This is a genomic window from Acinetobacter sp. AOR34_HL, from assembly GCF_027854795.1.
Lineage (GTDB): Bacteria > Pseudomonadota > Gammaproteobacteria > Pseudomonadales > Moraxellaceae > Acinetobacter > Acinetobacter junii.
The window spans coordinates 62,315-85,117 of record NZ_JAKTID010000036.1; the positions used below are offsets into that span (position 1 = coordinate 62,315).

General features: G+C 41.2%; 35 protein-coding genes and 1 pseudogene. 30 read left to right on the forward strand and 6 right to left on the reverse strand.

Annotation, left to right across the window (positions count from 1 at the left end; translation table 11 throughout):
• Positions 1-45 precede the first annotated feature (45 nt).
• The 5 genes from yihA to MKL32_RS05845 all read right to left on the reverse strand — a co-directional run bounded on the left by yihA (position 46) and on the right by MKL32_RS05845 (position 5,539).
• Positions 46-822: a ribosome biogenesis GTP-binding protein YihA/YsxC gene (gene yihA, locus MKL32_RS05825; RefSeq protein ID WP_004909388.1), complete on the reverse strand. Its 777-nt coding sequence runs from the start codon at positions 820-822 to the stop codon at positions 46-48.
• Between the two features lie 78 nt (positions 823-900).
• The gene (locus tag MKL32_RS05830; protein ID WP_004909386.1) at positions 901-1,353 is read right to left on the reverse strand and encodes an RrF2 family transcriptional regulator; all 453 of its coding nucleotides are present in this window, start codon (positions 1,351-1,353) and stop codon (positions 901-903) included.
• Positions 1,354-1,430: 77 nt separating this feature from the next.
• The gene (gene hmpA / locus MKL32_RS05835) at positions 1,431-2,642 is read right to left on the reverse strand and encodes an NO-inducible flavohemoprotein (RefSeq protein ID WP_112987450.1); all 1,212 of its coding nucleotides are present in this window, start codon (positions 2,640-2,642) and stop codon (positions 1,431-1,433) included.
• A 136-nt stretch (positions 2,643-2,778) separates the two neighbouring features.
• Positions 2,779-4,326: a helicase HerA-like domain-containing protein gene (locus tag MKL32_RS05840; protein ID WP_112987449.1), complete on the reverse strand. Its 1,548-nt coding sequence runs from the start codon at positions 4,324-4,326 to the stop codon at positions 2,779-2,781.
• A 19-nt stretch (positions 4,327-4,345) separates the two neighbouring features.
• The gene (locus tag MKL32_RS05845; protein ID WP_125272276.1) at positions 4,346-5,539 is read right to left on the reverse strand and encodes a PLP-dependent transferase; all 1,194 of its coding nucleotides are present in this window, start codon (positions 5,537-5,539) and stop codon (positions 4,346-4,348) included.
• Between the two features lie 167 nt (positions 5,540-5,706).
• Here MKL32_RS05845 and MKL32_RS05850 point away from each other — a divergent pair, with 167 nt between their 5' ends.
• The 29 genes and pseudogenes from MKL32_RS05850 (at position 5,707) to rplQ (ending at position 20,212) form a co-directional block, all read left to right on the forward strand.
• A complete protein-coding gene (locus tag MKL32_RS05850; RefSeq protein ID WP_004909373.1) occupies positions 5,707-6,435 on the forward strand; it encodes a type 1 glutamine amidotransferase in 729 nt (242 codons plus the stop codon).
• A gap of 228 nt (positions 6,436-6,663) precedes the next feature.
• Positions 6,664-6,975, forward strand: a complete 312-nt coding sequence (gene rpsJ / locus MKL32_RS05855) for a 30S ribosomal protein S10 (RefSeq protein ID WP_000070912.1) — start codon at positions 6,664-6,666, stop codon at positions 6,973-6,975.
• A 57-nt stretch (positions 6,976-7,032) separates the two neighbouring features.
• Positions 7,033-7,671, forward strand: coding sequence for a 50S ribosomal protein L3 (gene rplC, locus MKL32_RS05860; RefSeq protein ID WP_004909372.1), 639 nt, complete (start codon positions 7,033-7,035; stop codon positions 7,669-7,671).
• Between the two features lie 11 nt (positions 7,672-7,682).
• On the forward strand, positions 7,683-8,285 hold the full coding sequence (gene rplD, locus MKL32_RS05865) for a 50S ribosomal protein L4 (RefSeq protein ID WP_004909368.1): 603 nt from the start codon (positions 7,683-7,685) through the stop codon (positions 8,283-8,285).
• Positions 8,282-8,602, forward strand: a complete 321-nt coding sequence (rplW, locus tag MKL32_RS05870) for a 50S ribosomal protein L23 (RefSeq protein ID WP_004877633.1) — start codon at positions 8,282-8,284, stop codon at positions 8,600-8,602. Before rplD ends, rplW begins: the two co-directional genes overlap by 4 nt.
• A gap of 11 nt (positions 8,603-8,613) precedes the next feature.
• Positions 8,614-9,438, forward strand: coding sequence for a 50S ribosomal protein L2 (gene rplB, locus MKL32_RS05875; RefSeq protein ID WP_004909365.1), 825 nt, complete (start codon positions 8,614-8,616; stop codon positions 9,436-9,438).
• Between the two features lie 13 nt (positions 9,439-9,451).
• Positions 9,452-9,727 carry a 30S ribosomal protein S19 gene (rpsS, locus tag MKL32_RS05880; protein WP_004641066.1) on the forward strand — a complete coding sequence of 92 codons (276 nt, stop codon included), beginning with the start codon at positions 9,452-9,454 and terminating at the stop codon, positions 9,725-9,727.
• Positions 9,728-9,738: 11 nt separating this feature from the next.
• On the forward strand, positions 9,739-10,068 hold the full coding sequence (rplV, locus tag MKL32_RS05885; RefSeq protein WP_004683272.1) for a 50S ribosomal protein L22: 330 nt from the start codon (positions 9,739-9,741) through the stop codon (positions 10,066-10,068).
• Position 10,069: 1 nt separating this feature from the next.
• Positions 10,070-10,886: pseudogene (gene rpsC, locus MKL32_RS05890) on the forward strand (30S ribosomal protein S3).
• Entirely contained in the window at positions 10,826-11,239 is a 414-nt protein-coding gene (gene rplP, locus MKL32_RS05895; protein ID WP_004641059.1) for a 50S ribosomal protein L16, read from the forward strand. Before rpsC ends, rplP begins: the two are co-directional and overlap by 61 nt.
• Positions 11,239-11,436 carry a 50S ribosomal protein L29 gene (gene rpmC, locus MKL32_RS05900; RefSeq protein WP_004909358.1) on the forward strand — a complete coding sequence of 66 codons (198 nt, stop codon included), beginning with the start codon at positions 11,239-11,241 and terminating at the stop codon, positions 11,434-11,436. Before rplP ends, rpmC begins: the two co-directional genes overlap by 1 nt.
• A complete protein-coding gene (rpsQ, locus tag MKL32_RS05905; RefSeq protein WP_004657679.1) occupies positions 11,433-11,690 on the forward strand; it encodes a 30S ribosomal protein S17 in 258 nt (85 codons plus the stop codon). Before rpmC ends, rpsQ begins: the two co-directional genes overlap by 4 nt.
• A gap of 92 nt (positions 11,691-11,782) precedes the next feature.
• Positions 11,783-12,151 carry a 50S ribosomal protein L14 gene (rplN, locus tag MKL32_RS05910; protein WP_004657680.1) on the forward strand — a complete coding sequence of 123 codons (369 nt, stop codon included), beginning with the start codon at positions 11,783-11,785 and terminating at the stop codon, positions 12,149-12,151.
• Between the two features lie 9 nt (positions 12,152-12,160).
• Positions 12,161-12,478 (forward strand): 50S ribosomal protein L24, encoded by a 318-nt coding sequence (gene rplX / locus MKL32_RS05915; protein ID WP_004909354.1) that lies wholly within the window; start codon positions 12,161-12,163, stop codon positions 12,476-12,478.
• A 15-nt stretch (positions 12,479-12,493) separates the two neighbouring features.
• On the forward strand, positions 12,494-13,030 hold the full coding sequence (rplE, locus tag MKL32_RS05920; protein WP_004909351.1) for a 50S ribosomal protein L5: 537 nt from the start codon (positions 12,494-12,496) through the stop codon (positions 13,028-13,030).
• A 9-nt stretch (positions 13,031-13,039) separates the two neighbouring features.
• Entirely contained in the window at positions 13,040-13,345 is a 306-nt protein-coding gene (gene rpsN, locus MKL32_RS05925) for a 30S ribosomal protein S14 (RefSeq protein WP_001074624.1), read from the forward strand.
• An 11-nt stretch (positions 13,346-13,356) separates the two neighbouring features.
• Entirely contained in the window at positions 13,357-13,752 is a 396-nt protein-coding gene (rpsH, locus tag MKL32_RS05930; protein ID WP_004909347.1) for a 30S ribosomal protein S8, read from the forward strand.
• Positions 13,753-13,765: 13 nt separating this feature from the next.
• Positions 13,766-14,299, forward strand: coding sequence for a 50S ribosomal protein L6 (gene rplF / locus MKL32_RS05935; protein WP_004909344.1), 534 nt, complete (start codon positions 13,766-13,768; stop codon positions 14,297-14,299).
• Positions 14,300-14,313: 14 nt separating this feature from the next.
• Positions 14,314-14,664: a 50S ribosomal protein L18 gene (gene rplR / locus MKL32_RS05940; RefSeq protein ID WP_004641044.1), complete on the forward strand. Its 351-nt coding sequence runs from the start codon at positions 14,314-14,316 to the stop codon at positions 14,662-14,664.
• A gap of 2 nt (positions 14,665-14,666) precedes the next feature.
• Positions 14,667-15,164, forward strand: a complete 498-nt coding sequence (rpsE, locus tag MKL32_RS05945; protein ID WP_004657688.1) for a 30S ribosomal protein S5 — start codon at positions 14,667-14,669, stop codon at positions 15,162-15,164.
• Positions 15,165-15,170: 6 nt separating this feature from the next.
• On the forward strand, positions 15,171-15,347 hold the full coding sequence (gene rpmD, locus MKL32_RS05950) for a 50S ribosomal protein L30 (protein WP_000849088.1): 177 nt from the start codon (positions 15,171-15,173) through the stop codon (positions 15,345-15,347).
• A gap of 3 nt (positions 15,348-15,350) precedes the next feature.
• Positions 15,351-15,791 (forward strand): 50S ribosomal protein L15, encoded by a 441-nt coding sequence (gene rplO, locus MKL32_RS05955; protein ID WP_004964322.1) that lies wholly within the window; start codon positions 15,351-15,353, stop codon positions 15,789-15,791.
• A gap of 45 nt (positions 15,792-15,836) precedes the next feature.
• Entirely contained in the window at positions 15,837-17,156 is a 1,320-nt protein-coding gene (gene secY, locus MKL32_RS05960) for a preprotein translocase subunit SecY (RefSeq protein ID WP_171053828.1), read from the forward strand.
• 20 nt (positions 17,157-17,176) lie between these two features.
• A complete protein-coding gene (gene rpmJ, locus MKL32_RS05965) occupies positions 17,177-17,293 on the forward strand; it encodes a 50S ribosomal protein L36 (protein ID WP_000867907.1) in 117 nt (38 codons plus the stop codon).
• 107 nt (positions 17,294-17,400) lie between these two features.
• Complete coding sequence (gene rpsM, locus MKL32_RS05970; protein ID WP_000090815.1) at positions 17,401-17,757, forward strand: 30S ribosomal protein S13; 357 nt, start codon at positions 17,401-17,403, stop codon at positions 17,755-17,757.
• A gap of 19 nt (positions 17,758-17,776) precedes the next feature.
• Positions 17,777-18,163 carry a 30S ribosomal protein S11 gene (rpsK, locus tag MKL32_RS05975; RefSeq protein ID WP_001040166.1) on the forward strand — a complete coding sequence of 129 codons (387 nt, stop codon included), beginning with the start codon at positions 17,777-17,779 and terminating at the stop codon, positions 18,161-18,163.
• Positions 18,164-18,175: 12 nt separating this feature from the next.
• Positions 18,176-18,802: a 30S ribosomal protein S4 gene (gene rpsD, locus MKL32_RS05980; RefSeq protein WP_004909337.1), complete on the forward strand. Its 627-nt coding sequence runs from the start codon at positions 18,176-18,178 to the stop codon at positions 18,800-18,802.
• 18 nt (positions 18,803-18,820) lie between these two features.
• Positions 18,821-19,828 carry a DNA-directed RNA polymerase subunit alpha gene (locus tag MKL32_RS05985; protein WP_004660372.1) on the forward strand — a complete coding sequence of 336 codons (1,008 nt, stop codon included), beginning with the start codon at positions 18,821-18,823 and terminating at the stop codon, positions 19,826-19,828.
• Positions 19,829-19,846: 18 nt separating this feature from the next.
• Positions 19,847-20,212 (forward strand): 50S ribosomal protein L17, encoded by a 366-nt coding sequence (gene rplQ, locus MKL32_RS05990; RefSeq protein WP_004641032.1) that lies wholly within the window; start codon positions 19,847-19,849, stop codon positions 20,210-20,212.
• Positions 20,213-20,326: 114 nt separating this feature from the next.
• Here the strand turns inward: rplQ and MKL32_RS05995 are convergent, their stop codons facing one another.
• Positions 20,327-20,878 (reverse strand): hypothetical protein, encoded by a 552-nt coding sequence (locus MKL32_RS05995; protein WP_270900300.1) that lies wholly within the window; start codon positions 20,876-20,878, stop codon positions 20,327-20,329.
• A 373-nt stretch (positions 20,879-21,251) separates the two neighbouring features.
• On the opposite strand from MKL32_RS05995, the gene MKL32_RS06000 reads away from it, so the two are divergent.
• On the forward strand, positions 21,252-22,742 hold the full coding sequence (locus MKL32_RS06000) for a flavin-containing monooxygenase (RefSeq protein WP_004909331.1): 1,491 nt from the start codon (positions 21,252-21,254) through the stop codon (positions 22,740-22,742).
• Positions 22,743-22,803: the final 61 nt, after the last annotated feature.

A 22,803-nucleotide genomic window follows, 5' to 3' on the forward strand; every position in this document is an offset into this window, starting at 1 on the left:
CAATTAAAAATTATTTTATGCATCAAGTTGCATGAAATGCATAATTTATTCTTTATCGTCAGTTTCTGATGTTTCTGGGATTTGATCGAGGTCAAATTCCACCGTTTGATCAAGTGTGTAATTTAAACGACCACCCATAACACTCGCTAACTCCTCTAGACCAATACGGTTAAGAGAAGAGAATAGTTGTATTGAGAAGTCGAGCTTCATTTTTTTCAATTGTTGTCTAACGTCGAGCAAAGTTTTATTTGCTGGACCTCGATTCAGTTTATCCGCTTTAGTGAGAAGAATATGAACAAACAAATGACGAGAATGCGCCCATTCCAACATCATTAAATCAAAGTGTTGTAAAGGATGGCGGATATCCATCAATAAAACTAGGCCTTGTAAGCTTTTGCGATGAATCAAATAATTTTCAAGTTCTTTTTGCCAAACAATTTTCATTGCTTCTGGTACGGCGGCATAGCCATAACCAGGTAAGTCTACCAAACGTTGATCAGGATTACCCAAGCTAAAAAAGTTGATCATTTGGGTACGACCTGGTCTTTTTGAAGCACGTGCCAATTGCTTTTTATTAGTTAAGGCATTAATCGCACTCGATTTTCCCGCATTTGAACGACCCGCAAATGCAATCTCATAGCCTGTATCTTCAACGCACAAAGCAAGTTTTGGTGCACTCATTAAAAATTCAGCTTGGCGTAACCAATTCAAAGACTGTACTGCATAAGCGGTTAATGCAGGATCAGTCTTTTTCTCATAACTGATTTTTTCTTTAGGTGCGAGTCTAGCTTTGGTGTCTTTCGATTTTTCACTACGGTGCATAGAAGCTTACTTTTGAATTTGAATAGCAATAAGCATTATAAAGGATGTATTGGATTCGTGCGAATCTTCATCCTAAATCTAAGCTTTTTGGATCAGTTCTAAGAATGTAATATCTGATCGAGTGGAAGATGGGAGTATGCCGTGTTGAACCACTTCACCCAAAGTATATTGATCTAAGCTTTGATAAAAGCTTTCAAGTGCTTGATCAAGAATGCCTTTCAGACCACATTGAGAGCGCAAGACGCAAGGGGGGGTATTGCATTCCACAATTTGCTGATGACCTTGTAAAACACGGACAATTTCACCAAGTCGAAGTGTCCGTGCTGACGGATTTAATCGAATTCCACCGCCTTTGCCTCGTGTAGTAACAATCCATTGTTGTTTACCCATGAAATGTACAATTTTAACGAGGTGGTTTTGTGAAACATGCAAATCTTTTGCAATATCAGCAATAGTGTAGGGTATCTCTCTCGGGCGGGCGACATACATCAGGATTCTGAGTGCATAATCTGTAAATTTATTGAGTTGCATTGTTTCACTCAATCTATTGCGATAAATAGAAAAGGCTAGTCTATCATAGGCTAGCCTTATACAAAACGCAGCATTAATTAGCTAAGTTTTACACCACCTGTGCCAAATGCTTCGCTATGAATATTTTCAGCAGGAATGCCTCGTGCAACAAGTGCTTTGTGTTGTTCAGCCATAAATGGCATCGGACCACATAAATAATAATCAGCAGTTGTTGGCAATAGTGCTGCATCCATAGATGCTAAATCTAAACGACCAGCTGCTTCATAATCCACACCGAATACATCCCCATCATGTGGAAATTCATACGCCGTAAATGTGCTTAGACGAGGGAATTTAGCTTTAAGATCATGAATATGTTGTTTCATAGCATGAACTTGACTGCTACGACATGCATGTATAAACGTTACTGGTTGTGGCATATCTAAAGTAACCAATTGATTCAGCATAGCAATCATTGGGGTTAAACCTACACCACCACTGATAAATACATTACGTTTTTTACTATCTATCAGATAAAAGTTACCTGTAGGAGCAGAAACTTCGATTTCAGAACCTTCCGCTAAACTATGTAATGTATTTGATACCCAGCCTTCGGCAAGCTCACCTTTCGCATCTTCACGTTTCACTGAAATACGTAAATAGTCTGCTTGTGGACTTGTTGATAAAGTGTATTGACGAGGTTGTCTCAAATTGAGTTCTGGGACAAAAACACGTACTGAAATATATTGGCCAGCTTCGTAGTTTGGTAAATCACCGCCATCGACAGGTGCTAAATAAAACGACGTAATTTCGTCACTTTCAACCACTTTTTTAGCGATTTTAAAATTACGCCACCCTAACCAACTGCCTTTAGTTTGTTGATGTTGGTCGTAGATCGCTTTTTCAGTGCTGATAAACAAATCCGCTAGTTGTCCATAAGCGGCAGCCCATGCCGCAATCAAAGGATCTTCCATTGAGATATTCAGTACTTCACTGATCGAATGTAATAAATTTTCACCCACAATACTGTAATCAGGCGCTTGGATATTGAGGCTGACATGTTTATGAGCGATCAGTTCCACCACAGGCAAAAGCACAGATGGATCTTCAATATTTTCTGCGTACGCTAAAACAGCTCCTGCGAGTGCTTGAGCTTGAGCACCACTGCGTTGATGACCCATGTTAAAGGTTTCTTTGAGCGCAGGATTATTTCCTAACATACGATTATAGAAATAACCTGTTAATGCGACACCATTTTCACGTAAGACAGGAACAGTTGCTTTTACGAGTTCAATTTGCTGTGGAGTCATGAGTGATCTCTCTGGACTATCATTTTATAAGATATATTTAAAATACACCTTATAAAATGTATTTGCAATACATCTTATAATAAAAACCATAAAAAAGATAAGGGATAATTAATTATCCCTTATTTTTGAGATTTTTTTATTTTCCGAATAATGAGCCGAGTAATCCACGCACTATTTTTTGTCCAGTGCTACCACCTAAGCTTCGGGCAGCACTTTTTGCAAATGTACCGACAATGTCTTGTGTGAGCTTTTCACGATCACGTTGCGCTTTTTCTGCCGCTTTTTGTTGCTCTTTGGCAAATCGCTCTTGTTCTTTTGCTTGTTGCTTTGCGAGGGTTTCTTGTTCCTTTACTTGCTGCTTAGCGAGTTCGTCAGCTTGCTTTTGCTGAGACTGTTGTAATACTTTTTTCTGTAAAAGTTCGTAAGCGCTGTCACGATCTAAGGCTTGATCATAAACCCCAGCAACAATACTTTGCCCCATCATCACCTGTCGTTCTTCAGGGGTGATTGGGCTAAAAGAGGAATATGGGGGCATCACCCAACCACGCTCAACAATCTGAGGGGTGCCTTGTTCATCCAAACAACTAATCAAAGCCTCACCTACAGCTAGTTCAGTAATCGCTTGATCAACCTTAAAATCAGGATTGGCTCGGAAAGTGTCGGCTGCGGTTTTGACCGCTTTTTGATCTTTAGGTGTAAAAGCACGTAAAGCATGTTGTACTCGATTCCCGAGTTGACCTAGAACACTTTCTGGTAAATCAAGTGGGTTTTGAGTGATAAAGTAGATTCCTACACCCTTCGAGCGAATTAAACGAACCACTTGTTCAATTTTCTCTTGCAAAGCTGGACTAGCATTGGAAAACAATAAATGTGCTTCATCAAAGAAGAAGACAAGTTTAGGCTTATCCATATCGCCAACTTCGGGTAGTTGCTCAAATAATTCTGAGAGCATCCAAAGCAAGAATGTTGCATAAAGTTTTGGGGTATTCATCAACTTATCTGCAGCGAGAAGGTTGATATAGCCATGACCTTGAGTATCTGTTTGAATAAAATCTAGAATATTCAAACTTGGTTCACCAAAAAACTGATCTCCACCTTGATCTGCTAACGCAAGCAGATTGCGTTGTATCGCACCAATACTGGCAGGAGAGAGATTGCCATACTCATTTTTCAGTTCAGCAGCATTTTCACTGACATAAGTTAGCATCGCCTTTAGATCTTTAAAGTCGATGAGGAGAAGGCCTTGATCATCTGCGATTCTAAATACTGCGGACAATACACCTTCTTGTGTATCGTTTAAATTTAGCATCTGCGCTAATAATAAAGGGCCTATTTCAGAAATTGTGGTTCGAATTGGATGTCCTTGTTGGCCAAATAGATCCCAGAAAATAACAGGTGAAGCTGCAAATGGAACAGAATCCAGATGCAGACTTTTAATGCGTTCATCAAATTTGGGGCTGCTTGAACCTGCTTTGGCTAGGCTTGAAACATCACCTTTCGCATCTGCTAGAAAAACAGGGACGCCGATACGAGAAAAACTCTCAGCAAGTACTTTTAGAGTTACTGTTTTTCCTGTACCGGTTGCACCAGCAATCAGACCATGGCGGTTAGCAAATTGAGAATGTAGAACAATATCTTGTGTTGTATCTGTGGTTTTTTTTGCAATTACGATGGGTGTACTCATTCTTCACCTATTATAAGCGTCATTCCAGTTGTTTTAATGCGTTTTGAATATCTTGAATTAAATCCGCAGGATCTTCTAGTCCTATACAGAAACGAACCAATAAACCTTGTTGTAAATGTGTATTTTCCAATGCACGCATCTGTTTTAAATCATAGAGCATCACCAAACTTACAGGTCCACCCCAACTAAAACCAAGTTTGAATAGTTTTAAGTTATCGCAAAATCTACGAACTGCATGCATATCATATCTTGAATCAAAGATTACACTTGCCAAGCCAGCACTCTTGCCTGTGGTGCAAACCTCTTTCCAAAATTGATGTCCAGCTGAATCGGAAAGACTTGGGTGTAAAACTTGAATAAATTGGGGCTGTTGTTTTAGCCAATCTAATAATCTTAGTGTGCTTTGAGATTGCTGTTCATAACGCAGCGACATATGCGCCAAACTACGTTGAATTTGCGCAGTATCATCACCTGAAACAGATATGCCTTGGGTTGCATGCATGCGATAAAGTTTATGATGTAAATGTTGATCGCGCGTTACAACAGAGCCCATGAGGATGTCTCCGCCACCACTTGGGTATTTGGTAAGGGCGTGTACTGTTACATCAACCGATAAATGTTCATCAGAAAAATCAAATGCATTAAAAGCGAGACCAGCCCCCCAAGTGTTATCTAGGGCGGTGAGGAGATTAAATTGCTTGGCTTTTTTGACTAGTTTCTTTAAATCAGGAAACTCTAAACTGACAGAACCAGCAGCTTCGAGCCAAATTAACTTCGCTTTTTCTGAAGGTGTGAAACTATCAATATCAATTGGGTTATAAACTTTAACTTGAATGCCATAACGTGTTTGAAGGTTATTGAGGTGCTCTAAATTTGGACCATAAATATTATCTGCAACCCATACCTCATCGCCTGAATTTAAAAGAGTACTGTTGACTAAATTGATTGCAGATAAACCACTCGGTGCCAGTAAGCTAAACAAACCGCCTTCAATTTGCGCGATGTTATCGCCAAGCGTAAATGTTGTTGGCGTGCCATGTGTGCCATAGCTATAGTCATAGGGATCTGTCCAATGACGATCAAAAAGGTGCGATGTGCTTTTAAAAATAATGGTAGATGCACGATATAGGGGAGGTTGAATAGTTTCTATATATTGAGGGGCTTTTCTTGGTGCGTGAATAAGGTTGGTTTGTGCATTTTGGTGCTTAGTCATGGTGCTAAATCAAATCAATAGATGGATTTAGGTTAAGAGAAAAACAACAATTCTGCTAGTTGTTCAGGTGTTTTGTACACAATCGTTACAGATCAAATAGATTGAATGAAACTGGCTTTATTTTTGCTAAGACTTAGTATCATTCTAACGATAATAGGTTTTAGCGCATGAAGTCGCATTTAAGAGTGCATTATTTTCAGCACATCGCAGGTGAAGGTTTTGGTAGTTGTTACAATTTCTTGAAAGCACATAAAGCAAAAATCACGGCAACAGAGTTTTTTGCTTTGCCTGTCGACCTGCCATTGGAATTGGAAGCATTGCCACATGTAGATGAGGTGGATTTGTTAATTATCATGGGTGGGACGATGAGTGTGAATGATGAAGCAAATTACCCATGGTTAAAATTGGAAAAAAGATGGTTGCGTCGTTATTTGGCATCAGGAAAGCCTGCTATAGGCTTATGTCTCGGTGGGCAGTTAATTGCAAATGCACTTGGTGCTGCGGTTAGCCGTAATCAATATCAAGAGTTGGGGTGGATGGATGTTGGTCGAGCTTCACACATACCTGAAAATTGTTTTCAAATTCCAGAGAAAATTAACATTATGCAATGGCATAGCGAGACCTTTGAAATACCTAGAGGTGGTATCCGTTTAGCAGAAAATGAAGTATGTAGAAATCAACTTTATCAAATTGGACGTAATGTTTTAGGTTTTCAATTTCATCCTGAAATGACGCCACATGCATTGCAATTGTTGATTGAAAATGAAGAAGACATGGCTGTGTTTAATGGGGAATTTGTTCAATCAATCGCTGAGCTCAAAAAAACAAACCAAAATAAATTTCAACAAGGCAACGATTTGCTTAATCAAGCAATTGAATATGTTGTAAGCGCTTAAATTGATTTTTTAACGGTAAAAAATAAAAGAAGAATTGCATAAGACTTAAACAATCGCTATAATGGGCGACCCTCAAATGGAGGGCGTTTTCTACGAAGAAAGTAGTTAACGCATTACAGTCGTGGCATCGATCACGACCATAGTGATTTTCACTGCCCTTGACACTTGCCAAAAAGGTGAGGTGCGTCATGGGTGATTCTTTATATATTTGGCTTGGAGTTTACTGGTATGTCTAACCAGAGAATTCGTATCCGTTTGAAGTCTTTTGATCATCGTTTGATTGATCAATCTGCTCAAGAGATCGTAGAAACCGCTAAGCGTACTGGCGCACAAGTGTGTGGTCCAATTCCGATGCCTACTCGCATCGAACGCTTCAACGTTCTTACTTCACCACACGTCAACAAAGACGCTCGTGATCAGTACGAAATCCGCACTTATAAGCGTTTGATCGACATCGTTCAACCTACAGATAAAACTGTTGATGCATTGATGAAGTTAGATCTTGCTGCTGGTGTTGATGTTCAGATCGCTTTGGGTTAAGGCTTTCGGTTAATTAACTCTAAGTTAATTAAGCCGCTTTTTTAGAGGTTTATGCACATGGCTATTGGTTTAGTCGGTCGCAAATGTGGTATGACTCGCATCTTTACAGATGCTGGTGTATCTGTACCTGTTACAGTTATCGAAGTCGATCCAAACCGCATTACGCAAATCAAAACACTTGAAACTGATGGTTATCAAGCAATTCAAGTAACTACTGGTGAACGTCGCGAATCGCGCGTAACTAGCGCTCAGAAAGGTCACTTTGCGAAAGCTGGTGTTGCTGCTGGTCGTTTAGTTAAAGAGTTCCGTGTTACTGAAGCTGAGCTTGAAGGTCGTGAAGTTGGTGGTTCTATCGGTGTTGACTTGTTCACAGTTGGTCAAATTGTTGACGTAACTGGTCAGTCTAAAGGTAAAGGCTTCCAAGGTGGTGTTAAGCGTTGGAACTTCCGTACGCAAGATGCTACACATGGTAACTCTGTATCTCACCGTGTTTTAGGTTCTACAGGTCAAAACCAAACACCTGGTCGCGTGTTCAAAGGCAAGAAAATGGCTGGTCACTTAGGTGATGAACGCGTAACAGTTCAAGGTCTTGAAATTGTATCTATTGACGCTGAACGTTCAGTTTTAGTTGTTAAGGGTGCTATTCCTGGTTCAACTGGCGGCGACGTTATCGTGCGTCCTACCATCAAGGCCTGAGGGGAAATACTGTGAATTTAAAAACTGTTTCCGGCTCTGCTGTTGAATTGTCTGAAGTTGCTTTCGGACGTGAATTTAACGAAGCTCTTGTACACCAAGTTGTTACAGCTTACTTAGCTGGTGGTCGTCAAGGTACTCGTGCTCACAAATCACGTGCAGATGTTTCTGGCGGTGGTAAAAAGCCATTCCGTCAAAAAGGTACTGGTCGCGCTCGTGCTGGTTCTATTCGTAGCCCAATCTGGGTAGGTGGTGGTAAAACTTTTGCTGCTCGTCCACAAGATTGGTCTCAAAAAGTTAACCGCAAAATGTACCGCGGTGCAATGCAATGTATCTTAGCTGAACTTGTTCGCCAAGATCGTCTTGTATTAGTTGAAGAGTTTGCTGTTGCGGCTCCAAAAACTAAAGAATTGCTTGCAAAACTTAACGACTTAAATGCAACTCGTGCATTGATCGTTACAGATGCTGTAGATGAGAACTTGTATCTTGCAGCTCGCAACCTCCCACATGTAGATGTGGTGGACGCAACTGCAATTGATCCTGTTAGCTTGATCGCATTCGATAAAGTTGTCATGTCTGTAGCTGCTGCTAAGAAAATTGAGGTAGAACTCGGATGAACAACGAACGTTTATATCAAGTCCTACAAGGACCAGTATTCTCAGAAAAAGCACAAGTTTTAGGTGATACTGCTGGTGTTCAAGTATTTAAAGTTGCATTAAATGCAAACAAGCTTGAAATCAAGAAAGCAGTTGAGCAGCTCTTTGGTGTTGAAGTTGTGAAAGTAAATACAACGATCACTAAAGGTAAAACAAAACGCTTTGGTCGTACATTAGGACGTCGTTCTGATGTTAAAAAAGCATACGTCACCCTGAAAGCTGGCCAAGATGTAGAAATGGCTGACTTGGGCGATACCGCTGAAAACGCAGCGGAGTAAGGACGAAAATTATGCCGATTCAAAAATGTAAGCCAACGTCTCCAGGACGTCGCTTTGTAGAGAAAGTGGTTCATGACCATCTTCACAAAGGCGCACCTTATGCACCGTTGGTTGAAGCTAAAAAACGTACTGGTGGTCGTAACAACAACGGTCACATTACGACTCGTCACGTTGGTGGTGGACACAAACAACACTATCGTCTCGTTGACTTTAAACGTAACAAAGATGGTATTCCAGCGACTGTAGAGCGTATTGAATATGATCCTAACCGTACTGCACACATTGCATTAGTTTTGTATGCTGACGGTGAGCGTCGTTACATCATCGCACCTAAAGGTTTGCGTGCTGGCGATAAAGTACAATCTGGTAACGATGCTCCAATTCGTCCAGGTAACTGCTTACCGCTTCGTAATATGCCTATCGGTTCTACACTTCACAACGTTGAACTTAAAATCGGTAAAGGTGCTCAATTAGCACGTTCTGCTGGTACTTCAGTTCAGTTGTTAGGTCGTGATGGTTCTTACGCAATCGTTCGTTTACGTTCTGGTGAAATGCGTAAAATCCACGTTGAATGTCGTGCTGTAATTGGTGAAGTTTCTAACCAAGAAAGCAACCTTCGTTCATTGGGTAAAGCTGGTGCTTCACGCTGGCGCGGTGTTCGTCCTACTGTTCGTGGTATGGCGATGAACCCGGTTGACCATCCACACGGTGGTGGTGAAGGGCGTAGCAAAGGTATTCAACCTGTAAGCCCATGGGGTCAAAAAGCTAAAGGGTACAAGACACGTACCAATAAGCGTACGACTAAGATGATTATTCGCGACCGTCGCGTCAAGTAAAGGAATCTGAATAATGCCTCGTTCATTAAAAAAAGGTCCATTCGTCGACGCACACTTGTTCGCTAAAGTTGAAGCAGCAATTGCAGCTAACAACCGTAAGCCGATCAAGACTTGGTCACGTCGTTCAATGATCCTTCCAGATTTTGTTGGTTTAACAATTTCTGTTCACAATGGTCGTAACCATGTTCCAGTAATTGTTACTGAGCATATGGTTGGTCATAAGCTTGGTGAATTCGCACCAACTCGTACCTATCGTGGTCACGGTGTTGATAAGAAGTCTAAACGTTAATAGGTGCTATGATGGAAGTAACTGCAAAATTACGCGGTGCCGCTATCTCGGCACAAAAAGCACGTTTAGTTGCTGATTTGATCCGTGGTAAATCGGTTGCGCGCGCGCTAGATATTTTGAACTTCAGCAACAAAAAAGCAGCTGTGCTTGTTAAAAAAGCGCTTGAATCTGCAATTGCAAATGCTGAACACAACAACAGCTTAGATGTTGACGATCTTAAAGTAACTACGATTTACGTTGATGAAGGTATGAGCCTTAAACGTATTTTGCCACGTGCTAAAGGCCGTGCGGATCGTATTACAAAGCGTACTTGTCACATCACCGTTAAGGTAGGGGTTTGATATGGGTCAGAAGGTTCATCCAATCGGTATCCGCCTAGGTGTTGTGAAACGCCATAACGCTAACTGGTATGCGAGTCCGAAACAATACGCTGAATACTTGCTTAAAGATCTTCAAGTTCGTGAGTTTTTAACTAAAAAACTTAAGAATGCGATGGTAAGCAATATTCTTATCGAACGTCCTACAGGCGCTGCTAAAGTAACTATTAGCACTGCTCGTCCTGGTATCGTTATCGGTAAAAAAGGCGAAGATATTGAGAAATTACAGCGCGAACTCACCAACATTATGGGTGTTCCAGCGCAAGTTAGCATCAACGAAATTGATCGCCCAGACTTAGATGCTCGTTTAGTTGCTGAAGCAATCGCTTCTCAATTAGAAAAGCGTGTAATGTTCCGTCGTGCTATGAAGCGTGCGGTTCAAAACACTATGCGTGCTGGCGCGAAAGGTATCAAAGTTGAAGTTTCTGGCCGTTTAGGTGGTGCAGAGATTGCTCGTACTGAATGGTATCGTGAAGGTCGTGTTCCTTTGCATACTCTTCGTGCTGATATCGACTATGCAACTATGCGTGCTGAAACAACTTACGGTACGATCGGTGTTAAAGTTTGGATTTTCCGTGGCGAGATCTTAGGTGGCATGAAACAAGTCATGAATCCTGCTCCTGCTGAAGAGCGTCCAGCTAAACGTGGTCGTGGTCGTGGTGAAGGTCAAGAGCGTCGTGGTCGTCGCGGTGACCGTGCTGCTGACAAGGGAGAATAATCCATGTTGCAACCTAAACGTACCAAATTCCGTAAAGTGCACAAAGGCCGTAACACTGGTCTAGCGCATCGTGGTAGTACAGTATCATTTGGTTCGATTGCGATTAAAGCGACTGAACGTGGTCGTATGACTGCGCGTCAAATCGAAGCTTGCCGTCGTACCATTAGCCGTCGTATTAAACGTGGTGGTAAAATCTTCATCCGTGTGTTCCCGGATAAACCAATTACCGAAAAACCATTAGAAGTTCGTATGGGTAAAGGTAAGGGTAGCGTGGAATACTGGGTTTGCCAGATTCAGCCAGGTAAGATCCTGTACGAAATTGAAGGTGTGAACGATGAATTAGCGCGTGAAGCTTTTGCTTTAGCTGCTGCTAAACTTCCGTTTAAAACCACTATCGTGACTCGGACGGTAATGTAATGAAAACTAAAGATCTACGTGAAAAATCGGTAGAAGAGTTGAAAGCGATGCTTGATGAGCAACAGCTTAACCAATTCCGTCTTCGTATGGCGAAAGCAACTGGTCAGTTGGGCAAATCGCACGAAGTGCAAATTGCTCGTAAGACAATTGCTCGTATCAAGACACTCCTTACCGAAAAACAGGGGAACGGACAATGAGTGAAAAAACAGTCCGCACGTTAACCGGCAAAGTCGTAAGCGACAAAATGGACAAATCTATTGTTGTGCTTATTGAACGCCGCGTTCAACACCCGTTGTATGGCAAATCAATCCGCCGTTCAACTAAATTACACGCTCATGATGAGAACAATGTTGCTAAATTAGGCGACTTGGTAACCATCAAAGAAAGCCGCCCAATTTCTAAAACTAAAGCTTGGACTTTAGTGGAAGTAGTTGAAGCTGCTGCTGAGTAATTAGACGTTCTTGTTGCATCATCGGACAATTTCGAGTACTCTTTGAGCCTTTCGAAATTGTGACCGGTGATGCTCGGTTTTGGAGTAGGGCAATGATTCAAACCGAAAGTATGCTCGACGTAGCAGACAACAGTGGTGCACGCCGCGTACAATGTATTAAAGTACTAGGTGGTTCACATCGTCGTTATGCTTCTGTTGGCGACATTATTAAAGTTACTGTAAAAGAAGCAATCCCACGCGCACGTGTTAAAAAAGGTGACGTGATGAATGCTGTAGTTGTTCGTACAAAATTCGGCATCCGTCGTCCAGATGGTTCAGTTATACGTTTCGACGATAACGCAGCTGTTATTTTGAATAACAACAAAGCTCCGATTGCTACTCGTATCTTCGGACCAGTGACTCGTGAACTTCGTACTGAACAGTTCATGAAAATCATTTCATTGGCTCCTGAAGTTCTATAAGAGGCAATCATGGCTAAGATTAAAAAAGGCGATCAAGTAATTGTGATCGCAGGTAAAGAAAAAGGCAAACAAGGTGTTGTTTTGTCTGTTTCTGAAGATCGAGTTAAGGTCGAAGGTCTTAACTTGGTGAAGAAGCATCAAAAGCCAAACCGTGTAACAGGCGCTGAAGGCGGTATCGTTACTCAAGAGGCAACGCTTCATATCTCTAACGTGGCAATTTTTAATGCTACAACCCAAAAGGCTGACCGTGTTGGTTACCAAGTGATTGATGGCACGAAAACTCGTGTTTATAAATCAAATGGTGAATCAGTGGCGGCAGCGAAGTAATAGGTTGAAAAGGCAATGGCCAGACTTAAAGCACGTTACAATGACGAACTTAAAGCAAAGTTAAAAGAAGAACTTGGCATTAAGAATGTGATGGAAATTCCACGCATCACAAAAATCACTCTTAACATGGGTGTAGGCGCAGCTGCAACTGATAAGAAATTATTAGATGGTGCTGTTGCTGATATGCAACTCATTGCTGGTCAGAAACCAGTTGTGACACTTGCTCGTAAATCAATCGCTGGTTTCAAAATCCGTGATGGTTGGCCAATTGGTTGTAAAGTTACTTTACGTGGCGACCAAATGTACGAATTCTTGGACCGTTTGATCTCTATCGCGATTCCTCGTATCCGTGACTTCCGTGGTTTTTCTTCAAAATCATTTGATGGTCGTGGTAACTACTCTATGGGTTTAAAAGAGCAAATCGTTTTCCCTGAAATCGATTTTGACAAGATTGATCGTATTCGTGGTTTAGATATCACAATTACGACAACTGCTCGTAGCGATGACGAAGGCCGTGCGCTTATGCGTGCATTCGGCTTCCCGTTCAAATAAGAGGTCGATATGGCTAAGAAAGGTATGATTAATCGCGAATTGAAACGCGAAAAGACAGTTGCTAAATACGCTGCAAAACGTGCTGAATTAAAAGCAACGATTGCAAATGTAAACGCAAGTGACGAAGAACGTTTCGAAGCGATGTTAAAGTTACAAGCATTGCCACGTAATGCATCTCCAGTACGTCTTCGTAACCGCTGTGGTTTAACTGGTCGTCCTCATGGTTACTTCCGTAAGTTCGGTTTAAGCCGTAACAAATTACGTGATACAGTAATGCAGGGTGATGTACCAGGCGTTGTTAAGGCAAGCTGGTAAGGAGCGACTAAATGAGTATGCAAGATACCGTTGCCGACATGTTAACACGTGTTCGTAACGCACAAATGGCGAAGAAACAAGTTGTTTCTATGCCTTCTTCTAAGTTGAAAGTTGCAATTGCAAACGTACTTCAACAAGAAGGTTATATTTCAAATGTAGAAGTTGCTCAAGAAGATGCAAAATCTACTTTGACTATTACGCTAAAATATTTCGAAGGCAAACCAGTTATCGAAACGGTTAAGCGCGTAAGCCGTCCAGGTCTACGTCAATACCGTGGTAAAGATAAACTTCCTAGCGTTAAGCAAGGTTTGGGTATTGCAATTGTTTCTACAAGCAAAGGCATCATGACTGATCGCGCTGCACGTGCTGCGGGTGTTGGTGGTGAAGTTATTGCTTTTGTTTCTTAATAGGTGATTCCTCATGTCTCGTGTGGCTAAAGCCCCAGTAACTGTACCTAATGGTGTAACAGTTACTCAGAACGGCCGGCAGGTCGAAGTGAAAGGCAGCAAAGGTACATTGTCTTTCAACCTGCATGCGCTGGTCGAGCTAAAACAGGAAGAAGGTAAACTTCAACTTGCTCCAGTAAAAGAATCGAAAGATGCTTGGATGCAAGCTGGTACTGCTCGCGCTGTATTGAACAACCTTGTAAAAGGTGTTAGTGAAGGCTTCGAACGTAAACTACAACTTGTTGGGGTAGGTTACAAAGCTGCTGTTAAAGGTACTGTTGTTAACCTAGCATTAGGTTATTCACACCCGATTGACTACGCTTTACCTGAAGGTGTAACAGCGGAAACTCCAACTGCAACTGAAATCATTTTGAAATCAGCAAACAAGCAGTTGTTAGGTCAAGTGGCAGCGGAAATCCGTGCATACCGTTCTCCTGAACCATATAAAGGTAAAGGTGTTCGTTATTCGGATGAAGTTATTCTTCGTAAAGAAGCTAAGAAGAAATAAGGCGCGAGGTTCTTATGAACGAAAAGAAACAAACCCGTTTGCGTCGTGCGAAAAGCACACGCTTGCACATCCGTGCATTGGGTGCGACTCGTTTGTGTGTAAACCGCACTCCGCGTCACATCTATGCTCAGGTTATTTCAGCAGATGGTGGCAAAGTTTTAGCGCAAGCTTCAACTTTAGATGCATCTTTACGTAGTGGTACTACTGGTAACGTTGAAGCGGCTACTAAAGTAGGTGCTTTGATCGCAGAACGTGCTAAAGCAGCTGGTGTTACTAAAGTTGCATTTGACCGTTCTGGTTTTAAATATCATGGTCGTATCAAAGCCTTGGCTGATGCTGCTCGTGAAGGCGGCTTGGAGTTCTAATCATGGCGAAAGTTGAACAAAACGAAGGTCTCGTTGAAAAGCTGGTTGCCGTTGATCGTGTAGCCAAGGTTGTTAAAGGTGGTCGTATCTTCTCTTTCACAGCATTAACTGTTGTGGGCGATGGTAATGGTCGTGTAGGTTTTGGTCGTGGTAAAGCACGTGAAGTTCCAGCTGCTATTTCTAAAGCACTTGAAGCTGCTCGTCGCAACATGATTACTGTAGACCTTGCTGGTACTACTTTACAACACCCTGTGAATGCTCGTCATGGTGCAAGCCGTGTATACATGCAACCTGCTTCTGAAGGTACTGGCGTAATTGCTGGTGGTGCTATGCGTGCCGTTTTAGAAGCTGCAGGTGTACATAACGTACTTGCTAAATGTTATGGCTCTACTAATGCTGCTAACGTAGTAAACGCAACTTTCAAAGGTTTGCGTGATATGACTTCTCCTGAGAAAGTCGCTGCGAAACGTGGTCTTTCAGTAGAACAAATTCAAGGGTAATCAATCATGAAAACGATTAAAGTTACCCAGACTAAATCTTCTTCGCATCGTTTAAAAAATCATAAACTTTGCCTACAAGGTCTAGGTCTGCGTCGTATTGGTCATACTGTAGAAGTGCAAGATACGCCTTCTAACCGTGGTATGATCAACAAAGTTTACTATATGGTTAGTGTAGAGGAATAAGCCATGACTCTGCGTTTAAATGAACTTTCACCTGCTGAAGGTGCAAAGCGTGAAAACCGTCGTTTAGGCCGTGGTATCGGTTCTGGCGTTGGTAAAACTGGTGGTCGTGGTATCAAGGGTCAAAACTCACGTAAAAGTGGTGGTACTCGTCCAGGCTTTGAAGGCGGTCAAACTGCGTTATATCGTCGTTTACCTAAATTCGGTTTCACTAGCCAAATCGCTTTGAAAACTGCTGAAGTGCGTTTGTCTGAGTTGAATAAAGTGGAAGGCGACATCGTTAGCCTTGAAACTTTAAAAGCTGCGAATGTTGTTCGTCGTGACCAGATTCGTGCTCGCATCGTGCTTTCTGGTGAAATCACTCGCGCGTTCACTGTACAAGGTGTTGCGTTGACTAAAGGCGCTAAAGCTGCTGTTGAAGCTGCTGGCGGTAAAGTCGAGGAGTAATCTCGAGTGTCTATGACTCCTAGTTCTACTGGTCATGTTAACATGATGAAAGGCCAGCCGTTTCATGTGAAATATCGTGAAATTATCCGCCGATTAATGTTTTTAATTGGCGCGTTATTGGTCTTTCGACTAGGAGCGCATATTCCGTTGCCGGGTATTGATAATGTAGCGCTGGCACGTTTTTTTAAAGCTAATGAAGGTACCTTCTTAGGTTTATTTAACATGTTTTCTGGCGGTGCATTAGAACGCATGTCGATTCTAGCGTTAGGTATCATGCCGTATATTTCTGCTTCGATTATCGTGCAATTAATGTCGACAGTGATCCCTTCGTTAGAGGCTTTGAAAAAAGAAGGCGAGCAAGGCAAACGCAAGATTAATCAATATACACGTTACGGAACTTTATTCCTTGCACTAGTGCAAGGGGTGGGGATGTGTGCTGGTCTCATTAGTCAGGGTATTACTTTGACTTCGGGATTGGCATTTTATGTTCCAGCGGTAACTTCATTGGTTGCTGGAACAATGTTCTTGATGTGGTTAGGGGAGCAAATTACTGAACGTGGTGTCGGTAATGGTATCTCAATGATCATTTTCGCAGGTATTGTGGCAGGCTTACCAAACTTGGTAATTCAGTCATTTACAACAGTACAAAATGGTCAAGGTAGTTTAATTGGTTTAGCTGTATTTGGATTATTATCTTTAGCAGTTTTAGCTGCGATTGTGTTTATTGAAAAAGCACAACGTCGTATTCCAGTGAACTATGCTCAAAAACAGCAAGGGCGTCGTGTATTTACTGCACAGCAAACACATTTGCCATTGAAAATTAATATGGCAGGTGTAATCCCAGCAATTTTCGCAAGCTCATTGTTATTATTTCCAGCGAGTTTGGGGCAATGGCTAGGTAGTGCTGATCCTAATGCAGGGATTATTAAGCGTAGTCTGCAAGACTTGGCATTGGTGTTATCGCCTGGACAGCCGTTATATTTAATGCTCTTTGGTGCGTTAATTATTTTCTTCTGTTATTTCTATACCGCGCTTGTTTTTAGCCCGAAAGAAGTTTCAGAGAATTTGAAACGTAGCGGAGCGTATGTGCCTGGTATCCGCCCAGGTGAGCAAACGGCTCGTTATTTAGATCATATCCTTAATCGTTTGACGTTTATTGGTGCAATCTACATCACCGTTGTGTGCTTAATGCCGATGGTTTTACAAAGTTCATTTGGTATTCCATTCCATTTGGGTGGAACATCATTGCTTATTGTAGTTGTTGTAGTGATGGATTTTATGGCGCAACTTCAAGCGCATCTAACTTCGCATCAATATGATAATCAAACGTTAATGAGAAAAACGACTGCTCATCCTCAGGGATAAGCGCACTTAGAGGTTTCATCATGAAAGTACAAGCTTCTGTAAAGAAAATCTGTGGTAGCTGTAAAGTTATCCGTCGTAATGGGGTTATTCGCGTGATTTGTAGCGCAGAACCTCGTCATAAGCAGCGTCAAGGTTAATTTAATTAAGACCTGTTGATTTCAGTAGGCTAATTAGGTTATTATCCGCCCCTCAAGATTTTTGTGGGGCGGTTGATTATCTTGACTGCCTTTTTGGAGAAAATTGAATGGCTCGTATTGCCGGTGTAAACATTCCGGATAACAAGCATGCTGTTATCTCTCTCACGTATATTTTTGGTATCGGCCGCCACACTGCTAAGAATATCTTAGCTGCTGTAGGTATCACTGAGACTACAAAAATTCGTGAATTAGATGATGCTCAGCTTGATGCGATTCGTGCAGAAGTTGCTAAGGTTCCGACCGAAGGTGATTTACGTCGCGAAATTTCCATGAACATTAAACGTTTAATGGATTTAGGCTGCTACCGCGGTCTTCGTCATCGTCGCAGCTTGCCTGTTCGCGGACAACGCACCAAAACTAACGCACGTACCCGTAAAGGTCCGCGCAAACCGATTAAAAAGTAAGATTTCTGGAAGCTAAAAGATGGCTAAAGATACTCGCACACGCAAGAAGGTCACTCGTACCGTCTCTGAAGGTGTTGCACACATTCACGCGTCTTTTAATAACACCATTGTAACGATTACCGATCGTCAAGGTAATGCATTGGCTTGGGCTACCTCAGGTGGACAAGGCTTCCGTGGTTCACGTAAATCAACTCCGTTCGCTGCTCAGGTAGCTGCTGAAGTTGCTGGTAAAGCAGCTTTAGATTACGGTTTGAAAAACCTAGACGTCCTTGTAAAAGGTCCTGGTCCAGGTCGTGAGTCTGCGGTTCGTGCATTAGGCGCAGTGGGTTATAAGATTAACAGCATTACCGATGTGACTCCAATTCCTCACAACGGTTGCCGTCCACCTAAAAAACGTCGCGTGTAAGGAGAAACATTCATGGCTCGTTATATTGGTCCAAAATGCAAACTCTCTCGCCGCGAAGGGACAGACCTGCAACTTAAATCTGGCGTTAAACCATTTGACGTCAAAACAAAAAAAGCTAACAAAGCACCTGGTCAACATGGTCAGGCACGCGGTGGAAAGCAATCTGAGTACTCACTACAATTACGTGAAAAACAAAAAGTACGTCGTATGTACGGTGTGTTAGAGCGTCAATTTAGTAATTACTATAAAGAAGCAGCTCGTGTTAAAGGCGCAACAGGTGAAAACTTGTTGAAATTGCTTGAAAGCCGTCTTGATAACGTAGTTTATCGCATGGGTTTTGGTTCTACACGTGCAGAAGCTCGTCAGTTAGTAAGTCACCGTTCTATTACTTTAAATGGTCGTCGTGTAAACATTGCGTCTATTCAAGTTAAAGCGGGCGATGTAATTGCAGTGCATGAAGGCGCTAAACAACAATTGCGTATTAAAAACGCGATTGAATTAGCTGCTCAACGTGGTATCCCTGCTTGGATGGAAGTTGACCATTCTAAGTTAGAAGGTACGTTCAAAGCTGCTCCAGATCGTTCTGATTTACCTGCTGAAATCAACGAAAGCTTGATTGTAGAATTGTATTCTAAATAATCCTTGAGGTAGCAATAAATGACGCGTACTGCAAACGAGTTTCTAACTCCGCAAGCGATCAAGGTCGAAGCGGTGAGCGGGACCTCGGCAAAAGTGATTCTGGAACCTTTAGAGCGTGGCTTTGGTCATACTCTAGGTAATGCTTTACGTCGCATTCTATTGTCTTCTTTACCTGGCGCTGCTGTGGTTGAAGTAGAAATAGAAGGTGTCGAGCACGAGTACAGTACTTTAGAAGGCTTGCAGCAGGACATCGTCGAGCTCTTGCTGAACCTAAAAGGATTGTCTATTAAGCTGTTCGATCAAAACGAAGCATATTTAACATTAGAGAAGCAAGGTGCAGGTGACGTAACAGCAGCTGACCTTCGTTTACCTCATAATGTTGAAGTGGTTAACCCTGATCATTTAATTGGTACTTTGAGTTCTAGTGGTTCATTAAAAATGCGCCTTAAAGTTGCTCAAGGTCGTGGCTACGAAACTTCTGATTCACGCTTCCCAGAAGGCGAAACTCGCCCTGTAGGTCGTTTACAATTAGATGCTTCATATAGCCCGATTAAACGTGTTTCTTATACCGTTGAAAATGCGCGTGTAGAACAACGTACTGATCTTGACAAGCTAGTGATCGATCTTGAAACAAACGGTACTGTTGATCCAGAAGAAGCAATCCGCAAAGCGGCAACAATCTTGCAACAACAAATTGCAATTTTTGTTGATCTTCAGAAAGATCAAACTCCAGTTGCTCAAGAACCTCGCGAAGAAGTTGATCCAATTTTGCTTCGTCCAGTAGATGATCTCGAGCTAACTGTTCGTTCTGCTAACTGTTTGAAGGCAGAAAATATTTACTACATTGGTGATCTTGTTCAACGTACCGAAGTTGAGTTGTTAAAAACTCCTAACTTAGGTAAAAAATCGTTAACTGAGATCAAAGATGTTTTGGCATCGAAAGGTTTACAACTCGGCATGCGTTTAGAGAACTGGCCACCTGCTAGTCTCCGTATGGATGACCGTTTTGCCTATCGTAGCCGTTAATTAAGTAGGACTATCACCATGCGTCATCGTAATAGTGGTGTGAAATTAGGCCGTACAAGCAGCCACCGTAAGGCGTTGTTCCAAAACTTAACAAATGCTTTAGTTGAGCATGAGTTAATTAAAACAACTTTGCCTAAAGCGAAAGAACTTCGCCGCGTTGCTGAGCCTTTAATCACTTTAGCTAAAAACGATACAGTAGCAAACCGTCGTTTAGCGTTTGCTCGTACTCGTTCTGCAGCAACTGTTGGTAAATTATTTACCGTTCTTGGCCCTCGTTACAAAGAGCGTAACGGCGGTTATCTACGTGTTCTTAAAGCGGGCTTCCGTGCAGGTGATGCTGCACCGATGGCTTACGTTGAACTCGTTGACCGTGAAGTAAAATAATACTTCTACGTGTAGAACAGTCAGTTGTTCCAAAAAAGGTCGGTGTAATAACCGGCTTTTTTTATTGTTTAAGGTTAAGGATATTGTATTCAAATGTATTGATGGAGCATTAAGTTAAGCAATTATGTTTAAATCATTTCTTTCAATTGGTGGCAAGTAGATCAAGAAACCTTGAATAATTTGGTCTGAATATTCTTCTGAGTACGCTATTCTGTAGTTTGTTTCTATCTCAACAGGAATAATTTCTCCAGCCAAGCTACTATCTTGTGTATATTCAAGATAATGTCTATCACCTTCAAAATGAAAGTTATATTGTATTTTGACTGAATCTAACCGATCTCCTATTCCTAACAAACCTAATAATTTTCCTTGATATCCTTCGCCTACATAGATGAATTCTAGTCTATTTGTATCTGCATTGAATGTTAGCGTAATGCTTTTATTCCAATAACAACATATTTCACTAATAGGATGTCCACTTGGCTGTACTAAATTTCGGTGTAAAACTAGCCATTTATTTTGCTCATAAGATAAGTTGTCTGATTCTTCATAATCATGAATGATTTGAAAATCTGAAACTGCTTTAAAGGTGTTGAAATTTAACCCTAATGCAATTCCTGCAGCAGATTGAGCTGGTATAATTTCAGCAAATAAATTCGGAATCAATGGTACACACTCTTCACGGTTTGTTTATAGGATTATTCGTTTTCAAAACAAGGTATATGAATTATTTAAGGTTCCTATTTACATTAAAATTTCATTATAAATTGCCTCTACATTTGATGTGCTTAATCTATTTTATGTTCTATAAATATTAATTAGTTAAATTAATTTTTTTGTAATAAAGTAAGGATGTATTCTTAATTTCCAGTTTCAGAAATTAGCAAATCCAAGCAAAAATCTCAGGATTTTTTTACCCTCTTTTTTTTCAAAATGTCCCGAACTGATATAAAAAAACCTATGAATGACTAAACTTGACATTGTGTATTGTCAAATTTGTGCTTTAATAAAGACATGGTTTATACAGGGTATAAAAAAAATGGAAAAGCAAGTTGATGTTTTAATTATTGGTGCAGGTATCTCTGGGATTGGGTTAGCTGTGCATCTTTCTAAGAACTGTCCGCAACGCCAATTTGAAATTTTAGAGCGTCGTGATAGCTTTGGTGGGACTTGGGATTTATTCCGTTATCCTGGTATTCGTTCTGATTCAGACATGTCTACTTTTGGTTTTAACTTTAAACCATGGGCAAAAGAAAAAGTTTTAGCAAGCGGTCCTGAAATTAAAGGTTATTTAGGTGAAGTCATCTCTGAAAATAAATTAAAAGAGAAAATTCACTTTGGTCATCGTGTACTTTCTGCAAACTATGATTCTGCTAAGAAAAAGTGGTTGGTTGAAATTGAAGACAACAACAAGAAGAAGCAGACTTGGTCAGCTAATTTTGTGATGGGATGTACTGGTTACTATAATTATGACCAAGGTTATGCACCACAATTCCAAGATCAAGATAAATTTAAAGGGCAATTTATCCATCCACAACACTGGCCTGAGAATTTAGATTATAAAGGCAAAAAAGTTGTAATTATCGGTAGTGGTGCAACTGCAATTACACTTGTTCCTTCAATGGTAAAAGGTGGGGCAGGTCATGTAACCATGTTGCAACGTTCTCCAACTTATATCGCAACAGTGCCTTCAATTGACTTTATTTATGAAAAGACACGTCGATTCATGTCTGAAGAAACAGCATATAAATTTACTCGTGCTCGTAACATTGGCATGCAGCGTGCAATTTATGCATTAGCACAAAAGCATCCTAAAACTGTTCGTCGTTTGCTGTTGAAAGGAATCGAGTTGCAGTTAAAAGGTAAAGTGGATATGAAACACTTTACTCCAAGCTATAACCCATGGGATCAGCGTTTGTGTGTTGTTCCTGATGGTGATTTATTCAAAGCTTTACGTGAAGGTCAAGCAAGTATTGAAACAGATCAAATTGAAAAATTCACCGCAAATGGTATTCAGTTAAAATCTGGTAAACACTTAGAAGCAGATATTGTGATCTCAGCAACTGGTTTAGAGATCCAAATCTTGGGTGGTGTGCAAGGTTCAATCGATGGTAAGCCACTTAATACCTCTAAACACATGTTGTATCAAGGTGTGATGGTGAGTGATGTGCCGAATATGGCAATGATTATTGGTTATATCAATGCTTCTTGGACATTAAAAGTTGATATCGCAGCTGATTATATTTGCCGCTTGATTAATCATATGGATAAGAATGGCTATGATGAAGTGATTGCTCATGCTGACCCAAGTCAGTTTGAACAGGATACCATTATGGGTAAATTGTCTTCTGGTTATATCGCACGTGCAGCTGATGTTATGCCAAAACAAGGTAAGCAAGCGCCTTGGAAAATTACCAATAACTATCTTGCAGATCGTAAAGATCTAAAAGATGCTAAGTTTAACGATGGCGTATTGCAATTCCATAAACGTGGTGAGCAAGCGGATCGTAAGCCTAAATTAGTTTCATAAATTTTTTGTTTGATAAAAAAACCTATGTTAATACATAGGTTTTTTATTTCTAAATTTTAAT

What these genes read in the sequence shown, in the direction of transcription:
- rplB (WP_004909365.1), top strand. Translation starts at nt 8,614, where the DNA reads ATGCCGATTCAAAAATGTAAGCCAACGTCTCCAGGACGTCGCTTTGTA.
- rplC (WP_004909372.1), top strand. Translation starts at nt 7,033, where the DNA reads ATGGCTATTGGTTTAGTCGGTCGCAAATGTGGTATGACTCGCATCTTT.
- rplE (WP_004909351.1), top strand. Translation starts at nt 12,494, where the DNA reads ATGGCCAGACTTAAAGCACGTTACAATGACGAACTTAAAGCAAAGTTA.
- rplR (WP_004641044.1), top strand. Translation starts at nt 14,314, where the DNA reads ATGAACGAAAAGAAACAAACCCGTTTGCGTCGTGCGAAAAGCACACGC.
- rplO (WP_004964322.1), top strand. Translation starts at nt 15,351, where the DNA reads ATGACTCTGCGTTTAAATGAACTTTCACCTGCTGAAGGTGCAAAGCGT.
- MKL32_RS05850 (WP_004909373.1), top strand. Translation starts at nt 5,707, where the DNA reads ATGAAGTCGCATTTAAGAGTGCATTATTTTCAGCACATCGCAGGTGAA.
- rplV (WP_004683272.1), top strand. Translation starts at nt 9,739, where the DNA reads ATGGAAGTAACTGCAAAATTACGCGGTGCCGCTATCTCGGCACAAAAA.
- rpmJ (WP_000867907.1), top strand. Translation starts at nt 17,177, where the DNA reads ATGAAAGTACAAGCTTCTGTAAAGAAAATCTGTGGTAGCTGTAAAGTT.
- rpsN (WP_001074624.1), top strand. Translation starts at nt 13,040, where the DNA reads ATGGCTAAGAAAGGTATGATTAATCGCGAATTGAAACGCGAAAAGACA.
- yihA (WP_004909388.1), bottom strand. Translation starts at nt 822, where the DNA reads ATGCACCGTAGTGAAAAATCGAAAGACACCAAAGCTAGACTCGCACCT.
- rpsH (WP_004909347.1), top strand. Translation starts at nt 13,357, where the DNA reads ATGAGTATGCAAGATACCGTTGCCGACATGTTAACACGTGTTCGTAAC.
- MKL32_RS06000 (WP_004909331.1), top strand. Translation starts at nt 21,252, where the DNA reads ATGGAAAAGCAAGTTGATGTTTTAATTATTGGTGCAGGTATCTCTGGG.
- MKL32_RS05840 (WP_112987449.1), bottom strand. Translation starts at nt 4,326, where the DNA reads ATGAGTACACCCATCGTAATTGCAAAAAAAACCACAGATACAACACAA.
- MKL32_RS05830 (WP_004909386.1), bottom strand. Translation starts at nt 1,353, where the DNA reads ATGCAACTCAATAAATTTACAGATTATGCACTCAGAATCCTGATGTAT.
- rplQ (WP_004641032.1), top strand. Translation starts at nt 19,847, where the DNA reads ATGCGTCATCGTAATAGTGGTGTGAAATTAGGCCGTACAAGCAGCCAC.
- rpsD (WP_004909337.1), top strand. Translation starts at nt 18,176, where the DNA reads ATGGCTCGTTATATTGGTCCAAAATGCAAACTCTCTCGCCGCGAAGGG.
- rpmC (WP_004909358.1), top strand. Translation starts at nt 11,239, where the DNA reads ATGAAAACTAAAGATCTACGTGAAAAATCGGTAGAAGAGTTGAAAGCG.
- rplF (WP_004909344.1), top strand. Translation starts at nt 13,766, where the DNA reads ATGTCTCGTGTGGCTAAAGCCCCAGTAACTGTACCTAATGGTGTAACA.
- rplW (WP_004877633.1), top strand. Translation starts at nt 8,282, where the DNA reads ATGAACAACGAACGTTTATATCAAGTCCTACAAGGACCAGTATTCTCA.
- rplN (WP_004657680.1), top strand. Translation starts at nt 11,783, where the DNA reads ATGATTCAAACCGAAAGTATGCTCGACGTAGCAGACAACAGTGGTGCA.
- rplP (WP_004641059.1), top strand. Translation starts at nt 10,826, where the DNA reads ATGTTGCAACCTAAACGTACCAAATTCCGTAAAGTGCACAAAGGCCGT.
- hmpA (WP_112987450.1), bottom strand. Translation starts at nt 2,642, where the DNA reads ATGACTCCACAGCAAATTGAACTCGTAAAAGCAACTGTTCCTGTCTTA.
- rpsJ (WP_000070912.1), top strand. Translation starts at nt 6,664, where the DNA reads ATGTCTAACCAGAGAATTCGTATCCGTTTGAAGTCTTTTGATCATCGT.
- rplX (WP_004909354.1), top strand. Translation starts at nt 12,161, where the DNA reads ATGGCTAAGATTAAAAAAGGCGATCAAGTAATTGTGATCGCAGGTAAA.
- secY (WP_171053828.1), top strand. Translation starts at nt 15,837, where the DNA reads ATGAAAGGCCAGCCGTTTCATGTGAAATATCGTGAAATTATCCGCCGA.
- MKL32_RS05985 (WP_004660372.1), top strand. Translation starts at nt 18,821, where the DNA reads ATGACGCGTACTGCAAACGAGTTTCTAACTCCGCAAGCGATCAAGGTC.
- rpsM (WP_000090815.1), top strand. Translation starts at nt 17,401, where the DNA reads ATGGCTCGTATTGCCGGTGTAAACATTCCGGATAACAAGCATGCTGTT.
- rpsS (WP_004641066.1), top strand. Translation starts at nt 9,452, where the DNA reads ATGCCTCGTTCATTAAAAAAAGGTCCATTCGTCGACGCACACTTGTTC.
- rpsK (WP_001040166.1), top strand. Translation starts at nt 17,777, where the DNA reads ATGGCTAAAGATACTCGCACACGCAAGAAGGTCACTCGTACCGTCTCT.
- rpsE (WP_004657688.1), top strand. Translation starts at nt 14,667, where the DNA reads ATGGCGAAAGTTGAACAAAACGAAGGTCTCGTTGAAAAGCTGGTTGCC.
- rpmD (WP_000849088.1), top strand. Translation starts at nt 15,171, where the DNA reads ATGAAAACGATTAAAGTTACCCAGACTAAATCTTCTTCGCATCGTTTA.
- MKL32_RS05845 (WP_125272276.1), bottom strand. Translation starts at nt 5,539, where the DNA reads ATGACTAAGCACCAAAATGCACAAACCAACCTTATTCACGCACCAAGA.
- rpsQ (WP_004657679.1), top strand. Translation starts at nt 11,433, where the DNA reads ATGAGTGAAAAAACAGTCCGCACGTTAACCGGCAAAGTCGTAAGCGAC.